16 protein-coding genes are annotated in these 20,822 nt (G+C 77.2%); 8 read left to right on the top strand and 8 right to left on the bottom strand.

Annotation, left to right across the window (positions count from 1 at the left end):
* Window positions 1–20: 20 nt before the first annotated feature.
* Both ACI798_RS07700 and ACI798_RS07695 read right to left on the bottom strand, forming a co-directional pair.
* Window positions 21–479, bottom strand: a complete 459-nt coding sequence (locus tag ACI798_RS07700; RefSeq protein ID WP_456942024.1) for an ATP-binding protein — start codon at window positions 477–479, stop codon at window positions 21–23.
* Between the two features lie 113 nt (window positions 480–592).
* Entirely contained in the window at window positions 593–2,287 is a 1,695-nt protein-coding gene (locus ACI798_RS07695) for a SpoIIE family protein phosphatase (protein WP_457047617.1), read from the bottom strand.
* Between the two features lie 172 nt (window positions 2,288–2,459).
* Between ACI798_RS07695 and ACI798_RS07690 the strand changes: the two genes are divergently transcribed.
* Window positions 2,460–4,232, top strand: a complete 1,773-nt coding sequence (locus ACI798_RS07690) for a SpoIIE family protein phosphatase (protein WP_456942026.1) — start codon at window positions 2,460–2,462, stop codon at window positions 4,230–4,232.
* Here ACI798_RS07690 and ACI798_RS07685 read toward each other — a convergent pair.
* Both ACI798_RS07685 and ACI798_RS07680 read right to left on the bottom strand, forming a co-directional pair.
* Window positions 4,229–5,152 (bottom strand): alpha/beta fold hydrolase, encoded by a 924-nt coding sequence (locus ACI798_RS07685; RefSeq protein ID WP_457047616.1) that lies wholly within the window; start codon window positions 5,150–5,152, stop codon window positions 4,229–4,231. The two genes, ACI798_RS07690 and ACI798_RS07685, sit on opposite strands and share 4 nt — an antisense overlap.
* A gap of 17 nt (window positions 5,153–5,169) precedes the next feature.
* Entirely contained in the window at window positions 5,170–5,937 is a 768-nt protein-coding gene (locus ACI798_RS07680; protein ID WP_456942028.1) for a ZIP family metal transporter, read from the bottom strand.
* Window positions 5,938–6,077: 140 nt separating this feature from the next.
* Between ACI798_RS07680 and ACI798_RS07675 the strand changes: the two genes are divergently transcribed.
* The gene (locus ACI798_RS07675) at window positions 6,078–6,890 is read left to right on the top strand and encodes an alpha/beta fold hydrolase (protein ID WP_457047615.1); all 813 of its coding nucleotides are present in this window, start codon (window positions 6,078–6,080) and stop codon (window positions 6,888–6,890) included.
* A gap of 68 nt (window positions 6,891–6,958) precedes the next feature.
* Here ACI798_RS07675 and ACI798_RS07670 read toward each other — a convergent pair whose 3' ends face one another.
* A complete protein-coding gene (locus ACI798_RS07670) occupies window positions 6,959–8,146 on the bottom strand; it encodes an AAA family ATPase (protein WP_456942030.1) in 1,188 nt (395 codons plus the stop codon).
* 110 nt (window positions 8,147–8,256) lie between these two features.
* On the opposite strand from ACI798_RS07670, the gene ACI798_RS07665 reads away from it, so the two are divergent.
* Window positions 8,257–8,652 carry a nuclear transport factor 2 family protein gene (locus ACI798_RS07665; RefSeq protein ID WP_456942031.1) on the top strand — a complete coding sequence of 132 codons (396 nt, stop codon included), beginning with the start codon at window positions 8,257–8,259 and terminating at the stop codon, window positions 8,650–8,652.
* Between the two features lie 7 nt (window positions 8,653–8,659).
* Here the strand turns inward: ACI798_RS07665 and ACI798_RS07660 are convergent, their stop codons facing one another.
* On the bottom strand, window positions 8,660–9,613 hold the full coding sequence (locus ACI798_RS07660) for a chemotaxis protein CheB (RefSeq protein ID WP_456942032.1): 954 nt from the start codon (window positions 9,611–9,613) through the stop codon (window positions 8,660–8,662).
* 148 nt (window positions 9,614–9,761) lie between these two features.
* On the opposite strand from ACI798_RS07660, the gene ACI798_RS07655 reads away from it, so the two are divergent.
* The 4 genes from ACI798_RS07655 to ppk2 all read left to right on the top strand — a co-directional run bounded on the left by ACI798_RS07655 (window position 9,762) and on the right by ppk2 (window position 17,103).
* Window positions 9,762–10,127 (top strand): phage holin family protein, encoded by a 366-nt coding sequence (locus ACI798_RS07655; protein WP_456942033.1) that lies wholly within the window; start codon window positions 9,762–9,764, stop codon window positions 10,125–10,127.
* 135 nt (window positions 10,128–10,262) lie between these two features.
* Window positions 10,263–15,152: an NAD-glutamate dehydrogenase gene (locus ACI798_RS07650; RefSeq protein ID WP_457047614.1), complete on the top strand. Its 4,890-nt coding sequence runs from the start codon at window positions 10,263–10,265 to the stop codon at window positions 15,150–15,152.
* 163 nt (window positions 15,153–15,315) lie between these two features.
* On the top strand, window positions 15,316–16,014 hold the full coding sequence (locus tag ACI798_RS07645) for a hypothetical protein (RefSeq protein ID WP_456942035.1): 699 nt from the start codon (window positions 15,316–15,318) through the stop codon (window positions 16,012–16,014).
* Between the two features lie 21 nt (window positions 16,015–16,035).
* Window positions 16,036–17,103, top strand: a complete 1,068-nt coding sequence (ppk2, locus tag ACI798_RS07640; protein ID WP_457047613.1) for a polyphosphate kinase 2 — start codon at window positions 16,036–16,038, stop codon at window positions 17,101–17,103.
* Window positions 17,104–17,163: 60 nt separating this feature from the next.
* On the opposite strand, the gene ACI798_RS07635 is transcribed toward ppk2, so the two are convergent.
* On the bottom strand, window positions 17,164–18,591 hold the full coding sequence (locus ACI798_RS07635) for an amidase (RefSeq protein ID WP_457047612.1): 1,428 nt from the start codon (window positions 18,589–18,591) through the stop codon (window positions 17,164–17,166).
* Window positions 18,592–18,655: 64 nt separating this feature from the next.
* Here ACI798_RS07635 and ACI798_RS07630 point away from each other — a divergent pair, with 64 nt between their 5' ends.
* On the top strand, window positions 18,656–20,365 hold the full coding sequence (locus ACI798_RS07630) for a DEAD/DEAH box helicase (protein ID WP_456942038.1): 1,710 nt from the start codon (window positions 18,656–18,658) through the stop codon (window positions 20,363–20,365).
* Between the two features lie 6 nt (window positions 20,366–20,371).
* Here the strand turns inward: ACI798_RS07630 and ACI798_RS07625 are convergent, their stop codons facing one another.
* Window positions 20,372–20,821, bottom strand: a complete 450-nt coding sequence (locus tag ACI798_RS07625) for an iron chaperone (RefSeq protein WP_456942039.1) — start codon at window positions 20,819–20,821, stop codon at window positions 20,372–20,374.
* Between the last annotated feature and the right edge of the window lies 1 nt (window position 20,822).

Here is a 20,822-nt window from a genome sequence, read left to right as displayed (position 1 = left end):
GCCCCGGGCGCGCTCACGTCTCAGGACGCGGTGACCGCGCACTCCTCGAAGGTCGTCGGCAGGCAGGCCCACACGTGCTTGCAGCCGTCGTCGACGTACCAGCCGTGGGCCACCGACAGCCGCGCCACCAGGTACAGGCCCAGCCCGCCGTGCGCGGGGTCCCGGCCGACCGCGGGCGCCGGCATCGTGTCGGGGTCGCGGTCGCTCACGTCGAGCAGCCAGCCCCCGGACCCGGCCACCACCGTCGCGACGACCGGCGAGACGCCGTGCCGCAGCGCGTTGGAGGCCAGCTCGTCGAAGGCCAGGATCATCCGGTCGGCCGCGGGGTCGTCGGGGTCGCGCGGGAAGCCGATGGTGCTCAGGTGGTCGCGGAGCCCGGCGCGCGCCGCGGGCAGCTCGGCGAGGCCCCCGAGGTCCCGGCGCCACAGCTCGCCGCGCCCGTTGGGCAGCGGGCGCAGCGGCCAGGTCAGTCGGCCCATGACCTCTTCTCCGTCGTCGTCCTGGTTCTCGGACGGGGATTCCGTGCCCAGTCGGCCAGCGGCCCAATCCTGGCGGTGCCCACCCGCCTCCGCGGGGTGAGCCGGATCGCGGCTCAGCCCGCGACGGTCACCGCGAGCAGCGCGACGTCGTCCTCGGGCGGGCCCGGCACCAGGCGCGCGAGCAGCTCGTCGCACAGCCGGGGCAGGGGCCGGCCGGCGAGCCCGGCCAGCACGCGGTGCAGCCGGGCGGTGTCCGCGTCCAGCGTGCTGCCGCGCCGCTCGACCAGCCCGTCGGTGTGCAGCAGCACCGTCGTCCCCGGCGCGAGGCGGACCGCCGACTCGCGCCGCTCGGCCGTCGCGTCCACGCCCAGCGCCAGGTCGCCGATCGGGTCGCCGTGGTCGAGCGCGACCACCCGGCCGCCGGGCAGGAGCAGCACCGGGGGCGGGTGCCCGGCGTTGGCCCACCGCAGCCGCCGGCCGCCGTCCTCCAGCCGGGCGACCGCGGCCGTGGCCAGCGTGTCCGGGTGCACGTCCGCCATGGCCTCGTCCAGGCCGCGCAGCACCCCGGCGGGGCCGGCGCGACGGGCGTGCGCGATCCCCCGCAGCAGGCCGCGCAGCTGCCCCATCGTCGCCGCGGCCGCGGTGTCGTGGCCGACGACGTCGCCGATCACCAGGATCGGGTCGCCGGTGGGGGAGGAGAAGGCGTCGTACCAGTCCCCGCCCACCCGCGCCGCCTCGGCCGCCGGCACGTACCGCACCGCGACCTCCAGGCCGGGGAACGCGGGCGGGTCGGTGAGCAGGCTGCGCTGCAGCGCCTCGGCCAGCTGGATCTGCCGGCTCTGCCGCCCGACCCGGTCCACCGCGCGGCCGGCCTGCACCGCGACCGCCCGCGCGGTGGCGAGGTCGGCCTCGCCCAGCTCGCGGCCGGCGTCGAGGTAGAGGGTGAGCACCCCGACGGTCCGCGACTCGGCGGGCAGGGGGAGGACCACCACCGACTCCGCGCGCAGGCCGCGCAGCATCTCCCGCGTCGCCTCGTCGGTCATCTCCGCGAGGACGTCGGCGACGGAGGTGGTCAGCGGCGTGCCCGCGCGCAGCGCCCGGGCGACGGGGGAGGACGGCGGCATGCGCTCCAGCCGCACCCGGGTGTAGCGGGCCAGCAGCTCGCGGCGCTCGGGGTCGGCGTGCCAGGAGCCGACGTCGCGGGCGCGGCCCTCCCGGTCGACGACGGTGACCACGCAGCCGTCGGTGAGCACCGGCACCACCAGCCGCGCCAGCCGGCCCAGCGCCGAGACGCCGTCGAGCGCGCCCGAGAGCTCCCCGCTGACCCGCACCAGCAGCGTCGCGCGGGCCGCGGCGCGGTCGGCCCGCTCCTGCACCGCGCGCCGGGCGGAGACGTCGGTGACCGTCACCGCGAGCCCCTCCGGCCCGGGCAGGGCCCGCACCTCGTACCAGCCGTCCCCGCCGGCGGCGACGGTCACCGAGTCGCCGGTGGCGGCGGCCTCCGAGCAGGCCTGGGCCAGGACGTGGCCGGTGCTGCCCGGCGTGCCGTCGTCCAGCGGCCGGCCGGTCAGCGCGGCGGCGGTGCCGCCCAGCAGGCGTGCCGCGGCGGCGTTGAGCCAGGTCAGCCGCCCCGCCGGGTCGAGCGCGAGGACGGCGGCCGGCAGCCGGTCCACCAGGGCGGCGAGGGCCGTGGGATCGGGCACGCGGCGGGCGAGGGGGACGGTCGGCTGGGGACCCGGCAGGGGACCGGCCTCCCGCCGCCACCCCGCTCCCGGACCGGCGGGCGGGTCCGGCAGCGGATCGGCCATGCCCGCACCTCCTCCTCGCCGGCCGCCCGCACCGGCGCACGACGCCGGACGCCACGGGCCCGTCCTGATCGTTCCGCGACCCGGTCGCGCTGCCAACCGGCCCGCTCCGGACCCGTCCCCACGACGGGGGACCGCAGGCGGGCCGGCCCCCCGGATGCGGCAGCATGGGCGCATGACCCCGGACGGCGCCGCCCCGCCGCCCCGTGACCTGCTCGTCCAGGCCGTGGAGGGCATGGACCGGCCGCTGTTCGTCCTCGACGCCGGCTGGCGGTTCCGCTACGTCAACCCCGCCGGGGCCGGGGTGCTCGAGCGCACCGCAGCGGGGCTGCAGGGCCGGGGCATCTGGGAGGAGTTCCCGGAGGCGGTGGGGGGCCCGTTCGAGGAGCTGTACCGGCACGTCCGGGCGACCGGCGAGTCCGGCTCCACCGAGGCCTTCTTCGCCCCGCTGGGCCGGTGGTTCCGCGCCGACGCGTTCCTCACCGAGGCGGGCCTGGTGGTCACCTACGACGACGTGACGCAGCGCCGGCGCGCCGAGGAGGAGCGTGCCGCGGCCGTCGCGGCCCGCGAGACCGCCGCCGCGGAGGCGGCCGCGGCGGCGGCGCGGGCCGAGGTCTCGGCCCGGCACCTGGTGCTGCTCGGCGACATCAGCCAGGCGATGACGTCGACCACCGACGTCGACGAGGCCGTCGCCCGGTTCGCGGACCTGGTCGTGCCGCTGCTGGCCGACTGGTGCCTGGTCAGCGTCGTCGACCCCGACGGCACCCGCCGCGACGTCGGCCGCGCGCACAGCGACCCGGCGATGGTCCCGGCCATGCACCGCTACGCCGACCTGCGGGTGCGCAGCAACCGGCCCACCGCACCGGTGCCCACGGCGCTGGCCAGCGGCCGGCCGGTGGTCATCCCGCACCTCACCGACGACGACGTCCGCGTCATGGTCGCCGACGAGGCCAGCCGCGACGCCCTGGCGCCGCTGCGGGTGTCCGCCGTCGCCACCTTCCCGCTGCTCGCCCGCGGCGAGGTGTTCGGCGCGTTCACGCTGGTCAACGGGTTCGAGCGGGGGCCGCACACCGACGCCGAGCTGCGCACCGCCGAGATCGCCTCCCGGCGGGCCGCCCTGGCGCTGGACAACGCCCGGCTGGCCAGCGCCGCCCAGCAGGTGGCCGAGCGGATGCAGCACAGCCTGCTGTCCCCGCCGGTGCAGCCCGACCACCTCGAGCTCGCCGTCCGCTACCGGCCGGCCACCCGCGGGGTGTCCATCGGCGGCGACTGGTACGACGCCTTCCTGCAGCCCGACGGCGACACCGTGCTGGTGATCGGCGACGTCATGGGCCACGACATCGAGGCCGCCGCGGCCATGGGGCAGGTCAAGACGCTGGTCCGCGCGATCGCCTTCGACCGGCTGGAGGAGCCCGCCGGGGTGCTGCGGCGGGTCGACCACGCCCTGGTCGGCCTCGCCGTGCCCGCGATGGCCACCGCGCTGGTGTGCCGGGTCGAGCAGACCCCGGCCGAGGCGGCCGTGGGGCTGCGCCGGCTGCGCTGGGCCACCGCGGGCCACCCCGAGCCGATGCTGCTGCTGCCCGACGGGACCGTCCGCGACCTGTCCGCGCCGGTCGGCCCGCCGCTGGGGATCGGCTGGCGCGGCCCGCGCGCCGACGGGCACGAGGTCATCCCGCCGGACAGCACGCTGCTGCTGTTCACCGACGGGCTGTTCGAGCGGCGCGGCGTCCCGCTCGACGAGAGCCGCGAGGAGCTCCGCCGGCTGGTCGGGGCCGCGGCCGGCTCCTCGCTCGCCGGCCTGTGCGACGGGCTGCTGGCCAGCATGCTCGGCGAGGGCGCCGAGGACGACGTCGCGGTGCTCGCCGTCCGGGCGCACCCGGTGGGCGGGGAGCGCCCGGACGAGGCCGGCCCCGAGGTGCTGCCGCCGCTGCTCGGCCGCCCGGCCTAGACGCGGGCGGCGGCCGCCCGGACCTCGTCCGCGATCGCCGCGACGCCCTCGTCGGCCCACAGCAGCGAGTAGTGGTTGGTGCCGGGCACCTCGCGCGCGGTGATCCCGGCCGGCTCCAGCCCGAGCGAGGCCAGGCGCACCTCGTCGTAGAGGCCGGGGGTCTGGTCGAGCAGGCCGCGCGTGGCCCACAGCAGCGTGGCGGGCACCGGCAGGGCGGTGGTCGCCTCGAGCACGCGCTCGTTGAGCAGCACGTCCCCGCCGTCGACGCGGACCGCCTCGGGCACGCAGGCGCTGCGCAGCGGCGGCCCGCCGGGGGCGAGGTCGCGGGCGAGGTAGGCGGCCACCGACGGCACGTCCACCCACGGGCCGACGGCGGGGTGCCGCGCCCAGAACGCGCGCACGGCGGCGAGGTCGGGGAACGACATCGACAGCCGGTCCAGCGACGGGCCGAGGACGGCGGAGAGCATCGCGTCGACGTCGGCGCCCGGGGGCTGGGCGAGGGCCGGCCCGCCGTCGACCAGGACCAGGCCGTGCACCTCGTCGCGGGCCGGGCCCGCCGCGGCCAGCGCGGCGACGAACGCGCCCATCGAGTGGCCGACGAGCACGGTGGCGTCGGCCCCGGCGTCGTCGTCGGCGCCGAACCGGTCGAGCAGGGTGGCGACGTCCCGGGCGTGCCGCTCGAGGCCGTAGGGGCCGGGCAGCCCGGCCGAGCCGGCCCGCCCGCGCAGGTCGGGGGCGACGACCTCGAACTCGCCGGCCAGCGCGGCCGCCACCCGGGCCCAGGCCATCGCGTTGGCGGTGATGCCGTGGACCAGCACGGCGATGGGGGAGCCCGGGGCGTCGGCGGCCCAGTGCAGGGCCGACAGCTCGCCGCCGTCGACGGGGACGCTGATCTGGACGGGGTCGCGTGCCTCTGCCACGGGCCCACCCTGCCCGCTCACGCGCCGAGCCGCTCGATCGCGAAGGCGACCAGGAACCCGGTGGTGGTGATCAGGCCGGTCCACGTGCGGGTCCGCTCGAAGGCCTCCGGGATCATCGTGTCGGCGATCATCGTGAGGATGGCGCCGGCCGCGACGGCGGTGATGACGGCGATCGCCTCGGGCGGGGCGCCGCCCAGGGCCGCGTAGCCGACCAGCGCGGCCAGGCCGCTGGCCACCGCGATGCCGCCCCAGACCCCGAAGACGTAGCCGGCCGGCCGCCCGCTGGCCTTCATGCCGGCGGCGCTGGACAGGCCCTCGGGGACGTTGGAGATGAAGACCGCGGCCAGCACCGGCGCGCTCACCGCGCCGCCGCCGAGCAGGCCGAGCCCGAGGACCACCGACTCCGGGACGCCGTCGAGCAGCGCGCCGACCGCGATCGCCGCTCCGCTGCCGCCCTGCTCGTCCTCCGACGGCTGCTGCTCGGTGCCCGCCCCGCCCGACCGCTTGCGGTGCCGGGCGCCGCGCCGGGCCAGTGCGGCGTTCGCGGCGAGGTAGGCCACCGCGCCGCCGAGGAAGCCGACCGCGGTGGGGCCCAGCCCGCCGGTGTCGGCGGCCTCCTCCATGAGGTCGAAGGCGACGGCGGAGATGAGCACGCCGGAGCCGAAGGCCATGACCGAGGCGATCACCGTCTGCGGCACGCGCACGAACCAGGCGACCAGCGCCCCGAGGACGAGGGCGGCGCCGCCCAGCAGACCCCACAGACCGGCTTCGACGACGTCGGGCACGGGCTGCTCCCTGCCCGCGGTTGCCGCCCGCAACCGTCCCGGTGCGGCGGACACGGCGATTTCCGCTGCACCGGACCGGCCCGCGGGGAGGGCCCCGCCCCTACCGTGGCGGTGCGGGGGGACGGCTCCGGGGAGGCCCCGTGTCCGGGACGACGCAGACCCTCCGCCCGCGCACCGTGACGCTCCCGGGCGGGCTGCGGCTGGAGACCGTGGAGCAGGGGGACCCCGGCGGGCCGGTCGTCGTCCTCGTCCACGGCTGGCCCGACTCCTGGGTCTCCTGGAGCCGCGTCCTCCCGCACCTGGACCCGCGGCTGCGCGTCCTCGCCTACAGCCAGCGCGGGTTCGGCGGGTCCGACCACCCCCGGGCCGGCTACACGATGGACCGGCTCGCCGAGGACCTGGTGGCGCTGTGCGGCGTGCTGGGGATCGGGCGCGCGCACCTGGTGGGCCACTCCCACGGCAGCTTCGTGGTGCGGCGGGTGGCCGAGGAGCACCCCGGGCTGGTCGACCGGATGGTGCTCGTCGACTCGGCCGACCGGGTGGGCGACCGGCTGGCGGCGGAGGTGCGGACGGCGATCGCCGACCTGCCCGACGACGTCCCCGAGGGCTTCGTGCGGGAGTTCGCCGCGAGCGCGGTGTACCGGCCGGTGGAGCCGGCGTTCTTCGACGCGCTGGTCGCGGAGAGCCGCCGGGCGCCGGGGTACGTCTACCGGGACGCCTGGGAGGAGATGGTCGCCGTCGACGACCGCGACCGGCTCGGGGCGGTCCTCGCGCCGACGCTGCTGGTGTGGGGCGACCGCGACGCGCTGTTCGACCGCGGGCAGCAGGACCGGCTCCTGGCCGCGCTCCCCGACGCCCGGCTGCTGGTCCACGAGGGCACCGGCCACTGCCCGAACTGGGAGTGCCCGCAGGCCCTCGCCGCCGACCTGGACGGCTTCCTGCGGCCCGCTTGACGCAGGCGGCCCCCTCGCAGGGTCCCGGGCCGGGCGGAGCGAGGCGTGGGGGGCGAGGGGGTCCTCCCTCAGTCGGGCTGGCGCAGCAGGTAGCGGCCGAAGTGGGGGACGGTGAAGGCGATCTGCCCGCGCTCGGCGGAGTAGACCAGCCCCTTCTTGATCAGCGAGTCGCGCGCCGGGGACAGCGACGCCGGCTTGCGGCCCAGGGTCGCGGCCACCTCCGACGTCGCCACCGGGGTGCCGGCGGGACCGCCGAGCCCGGCCATCGCGTGCATGTACTCGCGCTCGGCCGGGGTGGCGCGGTCGTAGCGGGAGCCGAAGAACCCGACGGCCAGCTCGGCCTCGGCGACCGGTGCGGCCATCGCGACGTCGTCGGCGGTGATGGGGGAGGCGGCCGCGACGTCCCAGGTGACCTTGCCGTAGGCCTGCACGAAGTACGGGTAGCCGTCGGCGGCCGCGTAGAGGGCGTCGAGGGCGGCCGGCTCGAAGGTGACCTCCTCGCGCTCGGCGGGCGCCAGCAGCGCGCGGTCGGCGGCGGACCGGTCCAGCCGGTCGATGCGCAGGTAGCGGAACAGCCGCTCGGAGTAGCTCTTCGACGCCGACAGCACCGCCGGCAGGTGGGGGAGCCCGGCGCCGACGACGATCAGCGGCGCGCCCTGCTGCGACAGCTCGTGGCAGGCGGCGCAGATGGCCGAGACGTCGGGGGCCTGCACGTCCTGCATCTCGTCGATGAACAGCGCCACGCCCTTGCCGACGTCGGCGGCGAGCCCCGCGGCGTCGCTGAGCAGCTCGACCAGGTCGATCTCCATGTCGCCGGAGTCGGCCCGGCCGGTGGTGGCGGGCACGTCGATGCCCGGCTGCCAGCGGTCGCGCAGCTTGGCGTCGGACGGGGCCAGCCGCTGGGCGAAGGCCTTGAGCGTCCCGAGGACGGCGTCCATCGACTCCTGGTCGGGGTGGCGCAGCTCGCGCAGCGCCATGTGCAGCGCCGAGGAGACCGGCCGGCGCAGCGACTGGTCCGGCCGCGCCTCGATCTTGCCGGTGCCCCAGCCGCGGCCGATCGCCGCCGAGCGGAGCTGGTTGAGCAGCACCGTCTTGCCCACGCCGCGCAGCCCGGTGAGCACCAGCGACCGCTCGGGCCGGCCGCGGGCGATCCGTTCCAGGACGACGTCGAAGGCCGACAGCTCGTCGTCGCGGCCGGCCAGCTCGGGCGGGCGCTGCCCGGCGCCGGGGGCGTAGGGGTTCCGGACGGGGTCCACGTCGAGCACCGTATGGCCTCGTCTAGCCCTCGCCGTAGAGATCGGTAGAACGGTGTAGCGCGTGTCGCGGAGGGTCGACGGCGGACGGCGGCGACGCCAGGGTGGCGCGCATGGACGACCGACTGGACGACCGCGTGCACGACGAGGTGCAGACCGAGCTCCTCACCCTCGAGCGGCGGGGCTGGGACGCCCTGTGCGACGCGACCGGCGGGGACTTCTACGGCGAGGTGATGGCCGACGACGGCCTGATGGTGCTCGCGGACGGGACGGTGATGGACCGCGCCGCCGTCGTCGCCGCGCTGGGTGCCTCCCCGCCGTGGCTGCGCTACGAGCTCGACGACGTCCGGCTGGTGCACGCCGGGGCGGGCGCGGCGGCGCTGGTCTACACCGGCCGGGCCTGGCGGCACGATCAGGAGCCGCCGTTCACGGGGACGATGAGCAGCCTGTACGTCCGCGACGGCGACCGCTGGCGGCTCGCGCTCTACACGCAGACGCCCGCGTCCTGACCGCCGGTCAGCCGCCGTCGGCCTCGCCGCGGACCTGGGCGGCCCGCGCCTCGGCCCGCTCGGCCGCGCGCAGGTGCTCGTCCCGGTCACCGGTCCCGTCGAGCTCGGCCAGCCGGCGGTGCACCGACGCGATCTCCAGCAGCTTCGACGCCGCGTTGTAGACCGCGCCCTCGACGGCCTGGCGCTGCGCCTCGAGCAGGCTCTGCGCCGACCACGCGTGGCCGACGTGGCAGGTCCAGTTCACCGACCCGTCGGCGGTGCTCTCGAACATGCCGCCCTGGCACTCGGGGCAGCCGAGGGCAGCGGGGACCCCCAGGGCGGTGACGGCTGTCGGTCCGCCGGCCATCTGCGGACTCCTCTCGTCGGACGGGGCGCCGGCGGCGGGCGCGAGGGGAAGGGGGGTGCCGACCAGCTCGGCGACCAGCGGCCCCAGCTCGGCGGCGGGGGCCGCGCGGGCGCGGCGCACGACGGCCAGCGTCGCCCGGGGCATGGCGGACACGCGGGCCTCGGCGGGGTCCTGCACCAGCACCCGGCCGTCCTGCGCGGCGACCGCGGCCGCACCGAGTGCGCCGTCGTCGAGCGCGCCGGACAGGACGACGGCGACCACGCCCGCGCCGCGGGAGACGGCGGCGCTGCGGAAGAGCACGTCGACCGCCGGCCGCTGCCGGTTGACCCGCGGTCCCCGCGTGAGGTGCACCCGGCCGTCGCGCACGACCAGGTGCCGGTCGGGGGGTGCGACGACGACCTGCCCCGGCACCAGGGCCCCGCCCTCGGTGGGGTGCCGCGCAGGCAGCGGACCGGCCCGGGACAGCAGCTCCGGCAGCCGGCTGTCCCCGGTGGGGGACAGGTGCAGGACGACGGCCACGGCGGCCGGCAGGCCGGCAGGCAGCGCCGCCAGCAGCCGCCGCAGGGGCTCCATGCCTCCCGCGGACGCGCCCACGACCACCAGCCGGTCCACCACGGCACACCACCTCACCGACATGGGTGCCCGCGCGGGCGCGTCCGCACGCACGTCGAGGCCGGTCTACGACTCTCTAGCGTCGACGCCAGAGACCGGTAGAAGGGTGCAGAGCCAGGGGACTGCCAGGTCCGGCCACTAGCGTGGGTGCGTGATCAGGTTCGCGCTCAAGGTCGTCGTCATGGCCCTGGCCTTCTACGGCCTCACGCGGCTGCTGCCGGGCATCCAGATCGACGGCAACGAGAACGGTGCGCTCGGCGTCAGTGGCACCTTCCTCTGGGTGGCGCTGCTGTTCGCCGTCGTCAACGCGGTGGTCGGGCCGCTCCTGCGGCTGCTGTCCCTCCCGGCGATCCTGCTGACCCTCGGGCTGTTCCTGCTGGTCGTGAACGCCGCGCTGCTCGGCCTCACCGCCGCGCTGTCGGACCGGCTGTCGATCGACGGGTTCGGCACCGCGATCCTCGGCGGGCTGGTCCTCGCCGTCGTCAGCTGGGCCGCCGACCAGCTGCTCGACCGCTGACGGAGGACCCCGCTGCCCCCCACCGCTCGCGACCTCGCGGCGGGCCCCTGCAGCGGGGCCGTTCCAGCACGTCGCCCCGCACGGCGGCCGCGTCGCGCTGACGAGGGGGCCCTGAGCGGGTTAGCGTCGCCGGACATGAGCACCACCGGCGTGGACACCGTCGTCCCCGACCGCCCGGAGGACGAGGTCCCGGCGGGACTGGTCGCCCTCGAGGCCGCCAACGAGGAGAAGCGGGCGCTGCTCGCCGAGGCCGCGCGCGCCGCCGCCGACGCCGACGACGGGCCCGGCCTGCCCGCCGGGTGCGGCCCCGGCGACCTCCCGGCCCTGCTGCAGCGCTACTACTGGAGCGAGCCGGCCGCCGAGGTCCTCGGGCACGAACCGGCGGACCTCGCCGGGCTGGCGCTGCGCCACCTCCGGCTGGCCGGTGTCCGGGCGCAGGGCGCGGCCACCGTCGTCGTCGAGCGGCTGGCCGACGGGCGCGGGCTGCTGCTCGTCGTCACCGACGACATGCCGTTCCTCGTCGACTCGGTGACCGCCGAGGTGGTCCGGCAGGGCGTGGGGCTGCAGCACGTCGTGCACCCCGTGGTCGTCGTCCGGCGTGACGTCTCCGGCGTGCTGAAGGCCTTCTGCGACAGCCCGGGCACGGCCGTGGCCCGCTGCGGCCCCGACGCGCTGGCCGAGTCGTGGATGGCCGCCGTCCTGGACGGCCCGCTCGACGACGAGGCCGCCGGTGACCTGGTCGCCGGGCTGCGCACCGTGCTCGCCGACGTCCGCGCCGTCGACGAGGACGCCCCGCGCACCGCCGCCCGCGCGCTGGAGCTGGCCACCCGGCTGGAGGAGCGCGGCGGCGCCGACACCGCCGACCCGGCCGACGACCCCGCCGAGGCCGCGGCCCTGCTGCGCTGGCTGGCCGACGGCAACTTCGTCTTCCTCGGCGCCCGCGAGGTCGAGGTCGGGTCCGCCGTGCGCGCCCTGCCCGGCACCGGCCTGGGCGTCCTGCGCAGCGACACCGCGACGGCGCTGCCGGAGGCGGCCGGCCCGCTGGGTCCCGCGCTGCTCACCGTCACCAAGGCCGACATCCGCTCGACGGTGCACCGGCGCGCCTGGCTGGACCTGGTCGCGGTGACCGAGCCCGCCGACGGCCACCGCCCCGCCCGCCAGCACCGGCTGGTCGGGCTGTTCCCCTCCGCGGCCGCCGCGGCGAACGTGCGCGACGTGCCGCTGGTCCGCCGCCGCGTCGCCGAGGTGGTCGAGGGCTCCGGCGTGCCGGCCGACAGCCACACCGGCAAGACGCTGGTCGACGTCCTGGACACCCTCCCGCGCGACGAGCTGTTCCAGGCACCGGCCGCCGAGCTGCTGCCGGTGGCGCTGGCCGTGCTCTACCTCCAGGAGCGCCGGCAGACCCGGCTGTTCCTGCGCCGTGACCCCTACGGCCGGTTCTGGTCGGCGCTGGTCTACCTGCCGCGCGACCGCTACACGACCGAGGTGCGGCTGGCGATGCAGCAGCTGCTGCTGTCCCGCCTGGGCGGCCGGGACATCGAGTTCACCGCCCGGTCCACCGAGTCGGTGCTGGCCCGGCTGCACTTCGTCGTCCGGCTGCCGGTGGGCCGGGGCGGGACGCCGGCGCTGCCCGACGTCGACGCCGAGGCGCTGCAGCAGGAGCTCGCGGCGGTCGCCCGCAGCTGGACCGACGACCTGTCCGGCGCGCTCGCCGAGCGGTACGGCGCCGACGCCGAGCAGGTGCTGGCCCGCGTGGCCGACGCCTTCCCGGCCGCCTACCAGGAGGACTTCCCGGCGACGGCGGCCGTCGAGGACCTCGCCCGGCTGGACGCGCTGCCGCCCGGCGAGCTCGGCCTGCGGCTGCGCCGCCCCCGCGGGGCCGACGCCACCGAGCCGCGGCTGACCGTCTACCGGGTGGGGGAGCGGCTGCTGCTGTCCGACGTGCTGCCGGTGCTGCAGCACATGGGCGTCGACGTCGTCGACGAGCGGCCCTACGAGATCGACCGGATCGGCGCCCCGCCGGCCTGGATCTACGACTTCGGGCTCACCGCCCCCGGCGGGGAGCTGCCCTTCCCCGGCTCGCTGCCCGAGCGGTTCACCGAGGCGGTCGCCGCGGTGTGGCGCGGCGACGCCGAGGACGACGGCCTCGGCGCGCTGGTGCTGCTGGCCGGGCTCAACTGGCGGCAGGTGACGGTCGTGCGTGCCTACGTGCAGTGGCTGCGCCAGGCCGGGCTGCCCTTCGGCCAGCGCTACGTGGAGACGACGCTGGCCGCCCACCCGGACGTCGTCGCGCGGCTGGTGGCGCTGTTCGAGACGCGGTTCTCGCCCGGTCGCGAGGCCGGCCGGGCCACCCGGCAGGAGGCGCTGGCCGCGTCGCTGCGCGAGGCGATCGGCCGGGTCGACACCCTCGACGCCGACCGCGTGCTCACCAGCCTGCTGGCCGCCGTCCTCGCCACCCAGCGCACCACCTACTACGCGGGCGGGCCGCTGGCGATCAAGCTCGACTGCCGCACGGTCCCCGACCTGCCCGAGCCGCGCCCGGCCCGCGAGGTGTTCGTCAGCTCCCCGCGGGTGATGGGCGTGCACCTGCGCTTCGGCGCGGTGGCCCGCGGCGGGCTGCGCTGGTCCGACCGCCGCGAGGACCTGCGCACCGAGGTCCTCGGCCTGGTCAAGGCCCAGATGGTGAAGAACACCGTCATCGTGCCCACCGGCGCCAAGGGCGGCTTCGTCGTCCGCAACCCGCCGCCGGAGGGCGCCTCCCGCGAGGAGGTCCTGGCCGAGGGCCAGGCCTGCTACCGGCTGTTCATCGGCGCGCTGCTGTCGCTCACCGACGACCTGGTGGGCGGGAAGGTCGTGCCGCCGGAGCGGGTGGTCCGCCACGACGGCGACGACGCCTACCTCGTCGTCGCCGCGGACAAGGGGACGGCGACCTTCTCCGACATCGCCAACGCCGTCGCGCTCGAGCGCGGGTTCTGGCTCGGCGACGCCTTCGCCTCCGGCGGCTCGGTCGGCTACGACCACAAGGCCATGGGCATCACCGCCCGCGGCGCCTGGGAGTCGGTGACCCGCCACTTCCGCGAGCTCGGCGTGGACGTGCAGAGCCAGGAGTTCACCGTCGTCGGCGTCGGCGACATGAGCGGCGACGTCTTCGGCAACGGGATGCTGCTGTCCGAGCACATCCGGCTGGTGGCCGCCTTCGACCACCGGCACGTGTTCGTCGACCCCACCCCCGACGCCGCGACGTCGTACGCCGAACGCCGGCGGCTGTTCGACCTGCCGCGCTCGTCGTGGGCCGACTACGACCCCGCGCTGATCAGCGCGGGCGGCGGCGTGTGGCCGCGGACGGCGAAGGCGGTCCCGGTCAGCGAGCCGATGCGGGCCGCGCTCGGCCTCGACGCCGACGTCGACACGCTCTCGCCGGTCGAGCTGATCCGCGCGGTGCTGCTCGCGCCGGTCGACCTGCTGTTCAACGGCGGCATCGGCACCTACGTCAAGGCCGCGACCGAGAGCCACCTCGACGTCGGCGACAAGGCCAACGACGCCGTCCGCGTCGACGGCCACCAGCTGCGCGTGCGCGTGGTGGGGGAGGGCGGCAACCTCGGCCTCACCCAGCGCGGGCGGGTGGAGTACGCGCTGGCCGGCGGCCGGGTGAACACCGACGCCATCGACAACTCCGCGGGCGTGGACACCTCCGACCACGAGGTGAACATCAAGATCGCGCTCAACGAGGTGGTGGAGGCCGGCGTGCTCGACGCCGACGGCCGCGCCGCGCTGCTGGCCGACATGACCGAGGAGGTCGCCGCGGCCGTCCTCACCGACAACCACGCGCAGAACGCCGCGCTCGCCGTCGAGGTGAACTCCGCGCGCAGCCTGCTCGACGCGCACGAGCGGTTCATCCGGGCGCTGGAGCGCTCGGGACGGCTGGTGCGCGCGGTCGAGGCGCTGCCCGACGACCGGGCGCTCGCCCAGCGGCGCCGCGACGGGCACGCGCTGACGAGCCCCGAGCTGTCGGTGCTGCTGGCCTACGCCAAGCTCGAGGCGGGCGACGCCGTCCTCGCCTCCGACCTGCCCGACGACCCCGCGCTGGCCCGCCTGCTGCGCGACTACTTCCCGGCCCCGCTGCGGGAGCGGTTCCCCGACGCGGTCGAGGCCCACCCGCTGAGCCGCGAGATCGTCGCCACCGCGCTGACCAACCGGGCGGTCAACACGGCCGGGGTGACCGGGCTGTTCCGGCTGGCCGAGGAGAGCGGGCTCGACCTCGCCGCCGTCGTCCGGGCGCACGCGGTGGCCCGCGCGGTGTTCGACGTCGACCGGCTGTGGGACGCGGTCCGGCCGCTGGACAACCGCGTGCCCGCGCCGGTGCAGGTGGAGCTGCGCACCGAGGCGACCCGGCTGGCCGAGCGGGCGGCACGCTGGCTGCTGCGGCTGCCCGAGATCGGCGCCTCCCCCGCGGCGGGGATCGCCGCCGTCACCGAGCGGTTCGCCGCCCCCGTGGCGGCGGTGCGGGCCGGCCTCCCGGGGTGGCTGCTGGGCCACGAGGCGGCCGCGTACGCCGAGCGGGCGCGGCGGCTGCAGGCCGCGGGCGTCCCGGCCGAGCTCGCCGGGGAGCTGGCGGCCGCGCCGCTGCTGCCGGCGGCGCTCGACGTGGCCGTCGTCGCCGAGCGCACCGGCGCGCCGATCGAGCTGGCCGGCCGGGTCACGGAGGAGCTGGCCGAGCGGCTGTCCCTGGTGCCGCTGCGGGAGCTCGTGACGGCGCTGCCCCGGGACCGGCGGTGGCCCTCGATGGCCCGCGCCGCGCTGCGCGACGACCTGGCCGCCGAGCAGGCCGAGCTCGCCGTCGAGGTCCTGGCCGGGCGGGGGAGCGGCGACGACGCCACCGCCCTGGTCGCGGGCTGGGTGGAGGGCTGGGACCCCGCCCAGCGGCGGGCCGCGGCGCAGCTGGCCGACATCGCCGCCGGCGACCGGCACGAGCTGCCGGAGCTGCTGGTCGCCGTCCGGACCCTGCGGGGTCTGCGCCGCCGCTGAGCGCACCACCCCCGGGGCCCGGGGCCGGCGGCTGCCGGTCCCGGGCCCCGCTGCGGAGGGGTTCCCCGGACCGTCGCGGGACCTCCGCACCGGCGTCACCCGGCGGACACCCGGTGCCCGGACCCTGGCGCGCGGACACCCGTCCCGCGACCTGGAGGACCCCGTGGACCACGGCACCCCGTCCCCCGCCCGCACCGCGATGACCCCGGTGCTCGCCCGCACCGCCGTCCGCGCCGCCACCGCGACCTGGGGCGGCCGGCGCCGACAGCAGCGGCTGCGGGTGTGCACCGCCGCCGACCTGCTCATGGCGCAGGGCCTCCGCGTGCGGGTGGTCAACCCGGCCGTTGCGTGGCCGCGCGGCCCCCGCCTCGTCGTCGCCAACGCCGCCGGCTGGACCGACGTCCTCGCCCTGGCCACCGTCGTCCCCGGCACCCCGGTGGTCGACGCCGCGCTGGCCGGCACCCCGCTGCTGCGCGGGCTCGCCCGCCGCGGCGGGCTCCTGGTCGACGACGGCAGCGGCGCCGTCCGCGCCGAGGTCACGGCCCTGCTGCGCGCCGGGGGCACGGTCAACGCGCACCCCGGCGGCCCGGCGGAGGGGGAGGACCCCGGCCGGTTCCGCGCCCGCGCGCTCGCGCCCGCCGTCGACGCGCAGGCCGCCGTCTGCCCGGTCGCCGTCCGCGAGGTGGACGGCGGCGTCGTCGAGGTCCACCTGCTGCCCGCGCTCGCGCCCGGCCGCGACGCGCGGGCGCTGGCCGCGCTCGCCGAGTACGCCGTCGCGCACGTGCTCGAGTCCGGGGCGCCCGCCCCGTCGCGCCCCGGGCGTGCCCGGTCCAGGGTGGGGTACGGCCGGTCACGGACGTGACCGACCCGGGAGGGGGACCCCGTGCAGCCCGACACCGCCGTCGACCGCGAGCCCGCGCAGGACCAGGCCGTGCAGGACCAGGCCGTGCAGGACCAGGCCGTGCAGGACCGGGGAGGTGACCCTCCCGGCACCACCGAGGCGCCGAAGGAGGCCGAGGTCCTCGACCTGAGCCGCTGGCGGCTCAACGCCCTGCCCGACGAGGACAGCGACGAGGACTGGGACGACGACCGCGAGCTGTTCGGCCCCGACGGGCTGCGGGTCGAGACCTGGCGCGAGGGCTATCCCTACACCGAACGCATGGAGCGCCGGGAGTACGAGATCGAGAAGCGCCGCCTGCAGATCGAGCTGCTGCACATGCAGAGCTGGGTCAAGGAGACCGGACAGAAGCTGGTCATCGTCTTCGAGGGGCGGGACGCCGCGGGCAAGGGCGGCACGATCAAGCGGTTCACCGAGCACCTCAACCCCCGCGGGGCGCGGGTGGTGGCGCTGGACAAGCCGTCCGAGCGCGAGCAGACGCAGTGGTACTTCCAGCGCTACGTGCAGCACCTGCCCGCGGCCGGCGAGATCGTGATGTTCGACCGGTCCTGGTACAACCGCTCCGGCGTCGAGCGGGTGATGGGCTACTGCACCGACGAGCAGTACCGGCAGTTCCTGCAGGACGCGCCGGAGTTCGAGCGGATGCTCGTCGACAGCGGCGTCCTGCTGTTCAAGCTCTGGTTCTCGGTGTCCCGCGGGGAACAGCGCAGCCGCTTCGTCGTGCGGCAGATCGACCCGGTGCGGCAGTGGAAGCTCTCGCCCACCGACCTCGCGAGCCTCGGCAAGTGGGACGCCTACACCGAGGCCAAGGAGGCGATGTTCCTCCACACCGACACGCAGCACGCGCCGTGGACGGTCATCAAGAGCAACGACAAGAAGCGCGCCCGGCTCGAGGCGATGCGGCACGTGCTGTGCCGGCTGGACTACGACGACAAGGACTGCGACGTCGTCGGCGACCCGGACCCGCTCATCGTCGGCTCGGCCGCCGACGTGCTGGAGGAGTCCTCCGACACCCCGGTCGCCCCGCCGCCGCCCCGCGCCGGCCGGCGCTGAGGCCGTCGCTGCCCTCGTCTGCGGCTCTCTAGCGCCCGAGCTAGAGAGCTGCAGACGGCGTCAGAGCGCGGGCAGGCGGGGCGTCCCGAGCACCTGCTCGAGCGCGGCGGCCACCTCCAGCAGGCGCAGGTCGGCCCGCGGCGCGGCGACCACCTGCAGGCCCACCGGCAGGCCGTCGCCGGTGTGCCCGCCGGGCAGCGACAGCGCCGGGCACCCGGTGGCCGACACCAGCGTGCAGGAGCGCATCCAGCCCAGGTAGTCCGGCTGCGGCACGCCCGCGACCTCGGTCGGGTACTCCTGCTCCACCGGGAACGGCAGCACCTGGGTGGTCGGCGCCAGCAGCACGTCGAAGCGGTCGAAGAAGCCGACCACCTCCTCGTGCAGCCGGGTGTGCGCGAACTCGGCCCGGGCGACGTCGGCGCCGCTGAGCGCCGCCCCGCGCGCGGCGTTGCGCCGGATGGCCTCCTTCACCTGCTCCGGCGAGCGGCGCACCACCTCGCCGAAGGTGGCCTCGAACAACCAGGCCCGCAGGGTGCCGAACACCTCGTCGGCCTCGCGCAGGTCGGGGCAGGCCTCCTCGACGACGGCGCCCTGCGCCTCGAGCAGCCGCGGCGCCCCCGCCAGCGCGGCCGTGACCTCCGGCTCGACCGGCACCAGCCCGCCGAGGTCCGCCGTCCAGGCCACCCGCAGGCCGCGCAGCTCCGCCGGGCGCGGCGCGGCGAAGGAGGCGCCGTCCCCGGACAGCGCGATCGGCACCCGTGGGTCCGGCCCGGCGATCGCCGACAGGGTCAGCGCGACGTCGCCGACGGTGCGGCCCATCGGCCCCTGCACCGACAGCGTCGCCCAACCCAGCCCGGCGGGCCAGGTCGGCACCCGCCCGGGCGTGGGCCGCAGCCCGACGACGCCGCAGAACGCCGCCGGGTTGCGCAGCGAGCCGCCCATGTCGCTGCCCTCGGCCACCGGCACCAGCCCCGCGGCGAGCGCGGCCGCCGCGCCGCCGCTGGAGCCGCCGGCCGACAGCCCGTGCCGCCACGGGTTGTGCGTGGCGCCGAAGAGCGGGTTGAACGTGTGCGAGCCGGCCGCAAACTCCGGCACGTTGGTCTTGCCCACCCGGACCGCACCCGCCCGGCGCAGCCGCTCGACGACGAGCTCGTCGCGCGCCGGGACGGTGTCCGCGTGCAGCGGCGAGCCCCAGGTGGTCCGCATGCCGCCGGTGAAGTGGGTGTCCTTGTGCGCCACCGGCAGGCCGTGCAGCGGGCCGACCTCCTCCCCGGCGGCCAGCGCGGCGTCGGCGGCGTCGGCCGCGGCCCGGGCGCCCTCGGCGTCCAGGGTGACGATCGCGTTGACCTGCGGGTCGACCCGCTCGATGCGCGCCAGGTGCGCCTCCAGCAGCTCGCGCGCCGAGACCTCGCGCGCGCGCACGAGCGCGGCCAGCTCGGTCGCCGGGCGCAGGCAGAGGTCGTCGTCGGCGGCGGGTGCGGGGGTCACCGGGGGAGGGTGCCATGCCGGGGTGCCGTGCCGGGGCCGGGTCGCCGTGCCGGACACTGGGCGGGTGGACGGCGAGGACACCCAGCAGCAGGCCGACGAGACGGTTGCCCCCGACGGCGGGACCTTCGCCGACCTCGGGCTGCGACCGGAGCTCCTGGCGGCGCTGTCGCGGCTCGGTTACGAGGAGCCCACCCCGATCCAGCGCGAGGCGGTGCCCCCGATGGTCGCCGGCCGCGACCTGCTCGGCCAGGCCGCCACCGGCACCGGCAAGACCGCCGCCTACGCGCTGCCGGTGCTGCAGCGGCTCCCCGACGACCGCCCCGGCGGCGATCCGCTGGCCCTGGTCCTCGTGCCCACCCGCGAGCTGGCCATCCAGGTGTCGGAGGCGCTGCACCGCTACGGCCGCGACCTCGGCGCCCGGGTGGTGCCGGTCTACGGCGGCCAGCCGATCCCGCGCCAGCTGCGGGCCCTGGAGGCCGGGGTGGACGTCGTCGTCGCCACCCCCGGGCGGGCGCTGGACCTGCTGCAGCGGGGCAGCCTGCACCTGGGCGGCGTCGCCACGGTGGTGCTCGACGAGGCCGACGAGATGCTCGACATGGGCTTCGCCGAGGACCTCGAGGCGCTGCTGGACGAGGTGCCCGAGGAGCGGCAGACGGTGCTGTTCAGCGCCACGATGCCGCGCCGGCTCGACAGCATGGCCCGCCGCCACCTGCGCGACCCGCTGCGCATCCAGGTCGCCCGGGAGGTGCCGGTGGAGGGCGAGGCGCCGCGGGTCCGCCAGACGGCGTTCGTCGTCGCCCGGGCGGCCAAGCCGGCGGCGCTGGGCCGGGTCCTCGACGTCGAGAGCCCGACGGCGGCCATCGTCTTCTGCCGCACCCGCGACGAGGTCGACGACCTCACCGAGACGCTCAACGGCCGCGGCTACCGTGCCGAGGCGCTGCACGGCGGCATGAGCCAGGAGCAGCGGGACCGGGTGATGGGCCGGCTGCGGTCGGGCACCGCGGAGCTGCTGGTCGCCACCGACGTCGCCGCCCGCGGCCTGGACGTCGAGCAGCTCACCCACGTCGTCAACTACGACGTCCCGGCCGCGGCGGAGACCTACGTGCACCGCATCGGCCGGGTCGGCCGGGCCGGGCGCGAGGGCGTGGCGATCACGCTGGTCGAGCCGCGGGCGCACCGGATGCTCAAGACGATCGAGCGGGTCACCGGCGCGCCGATCCACGTGGAACGCGTGCCCACCGTCGCCGACCTGCGGGCCCGCCGGCTGGAGCTGACCCGCGCCGCGCTGCGGGAGAGCCTGCTCGGCGACGACCTCGAGCGGTTCCGCGGCGTCGTCGAGACGCTCGCCGACGAGTTCGACGTCGTGGAGGTGGCCCTGGCGGCGGTCAAGCTCGCCCACGAGGCCACCACCGGTCCGGACGACGACGAGGAGATCCCCGAGGTCGCCCTGCGCCCGGAGCGCCCGCGGCGGGACGGCGACCGGGGCGACCGGGGCCAGGGCCGCCCGCCGCGCCCGCGCTCGGGCGGCGGGGACACCGAGCGGGTGTTCATCGGCGCCGGCCGCAGCGCCGGCGTCCGCCCGGGTGACCTGGTCGGCGCGATCGCGGGGGAGACCGGGCTGCGCGGCCGCGACGTCGGCGCGATCGAGATCGCCGAGCGGTTCAGCCTGGTCGAGGTGCCCGCCGGCGCCGCCGAGGAGGTCATCACCGCGCTGCGGGCCAGCACCGTCAAGGGCCGGAAGGTGACCGTCCGCCGGGACCGGCAGCGGGACTGACGCCGCTCAGGCGGTGGCGGTGCGCACCAGGGCGGTGACCCGCTCCTCCACCGCGGGGCTCCAGCCGGTCAGCGCGAACGACACCGGCCAGAGGTCGCCGTCGTCGAGCGTCGCGGGGTCGTTGAAGCCGAGCGTCGCGTAGCGGGAGCCGAACTTGCCGGCGTCCTGGAAGAAGACGACCACCTTGCCGTCCGCGTCGGCGTAGGCGGGCATGCCGTACCAGGTCTTCGGCGCCAGCTGTGGGGCGGTCGTGGTGACCACCACGTGCACCCGCTCGGCGAGCGCCCGGTCCCCGGGCGCCATGGCCGCGATCCGGTCCAGCACCGCCTGCAGGCCGTCGGCCCGCTTCGCGCCCTTCCTCCCCTCGGCGCGGAGCTCGGCGGCGCGCTCCTTCATCGCGGCGCGCTCCTCGGCGGTGAAGCCGGTGGACTCCTGCTCGACGTCCTTCGTGGGCATC

It is taken from the genome of Geodermatophilus sp. SYSU D01045, assembly GCF_054050295.1.
Note: the sequence above shows the minus strand (reverse complement) of the source record. Positions and strands in the feature narration are given on the sequence as shown.

Coding starts and splice junctions, on each gene's coding strand:
- ACI798_RS07695 (WP_457047617.1), bottom strand. CDS start 2,287: ATGGCCGATCCGCTGCCGGACCCGCCCGCCGGTCCGGGAGCGGGGTGG.
- ACI798_RS07690 (WP_456942026.1), top strand. CDS start 2,460: ATGACCCCGGACGGCGCCGCCCCGCCGCCCCGTGACCTGCTCGTCCAG.
- ACI798_RS07625 (WP_456942039.1), bottom strand. CDS start 20,821: ATGCCCACGAAGGACGTCGAGCAGGAGTCCACCGGCTTCACCGCCGAG.
- ACI798_RS07665 (WP_456942031.1), top strand. CDS start 8,257: ATGGACGACCGACTGGACGACCGCGTGCACGACGAGGTGCAGACCGAG.
- ACI798_RS07700 (WP_456942024.1), bottom strand. CDS start 479: ATGGGCCGACTGACCTGGCCGCTGCGCCCGCTGCCCAACGGGCGCGGC.
- ACI798_RS07650 (WP_457047614.1), top strand. CDS start 10,263: ATGAGCACCACCGGCGTGGACACCGTCGTCCCCGACCGCCCGGAGGAC.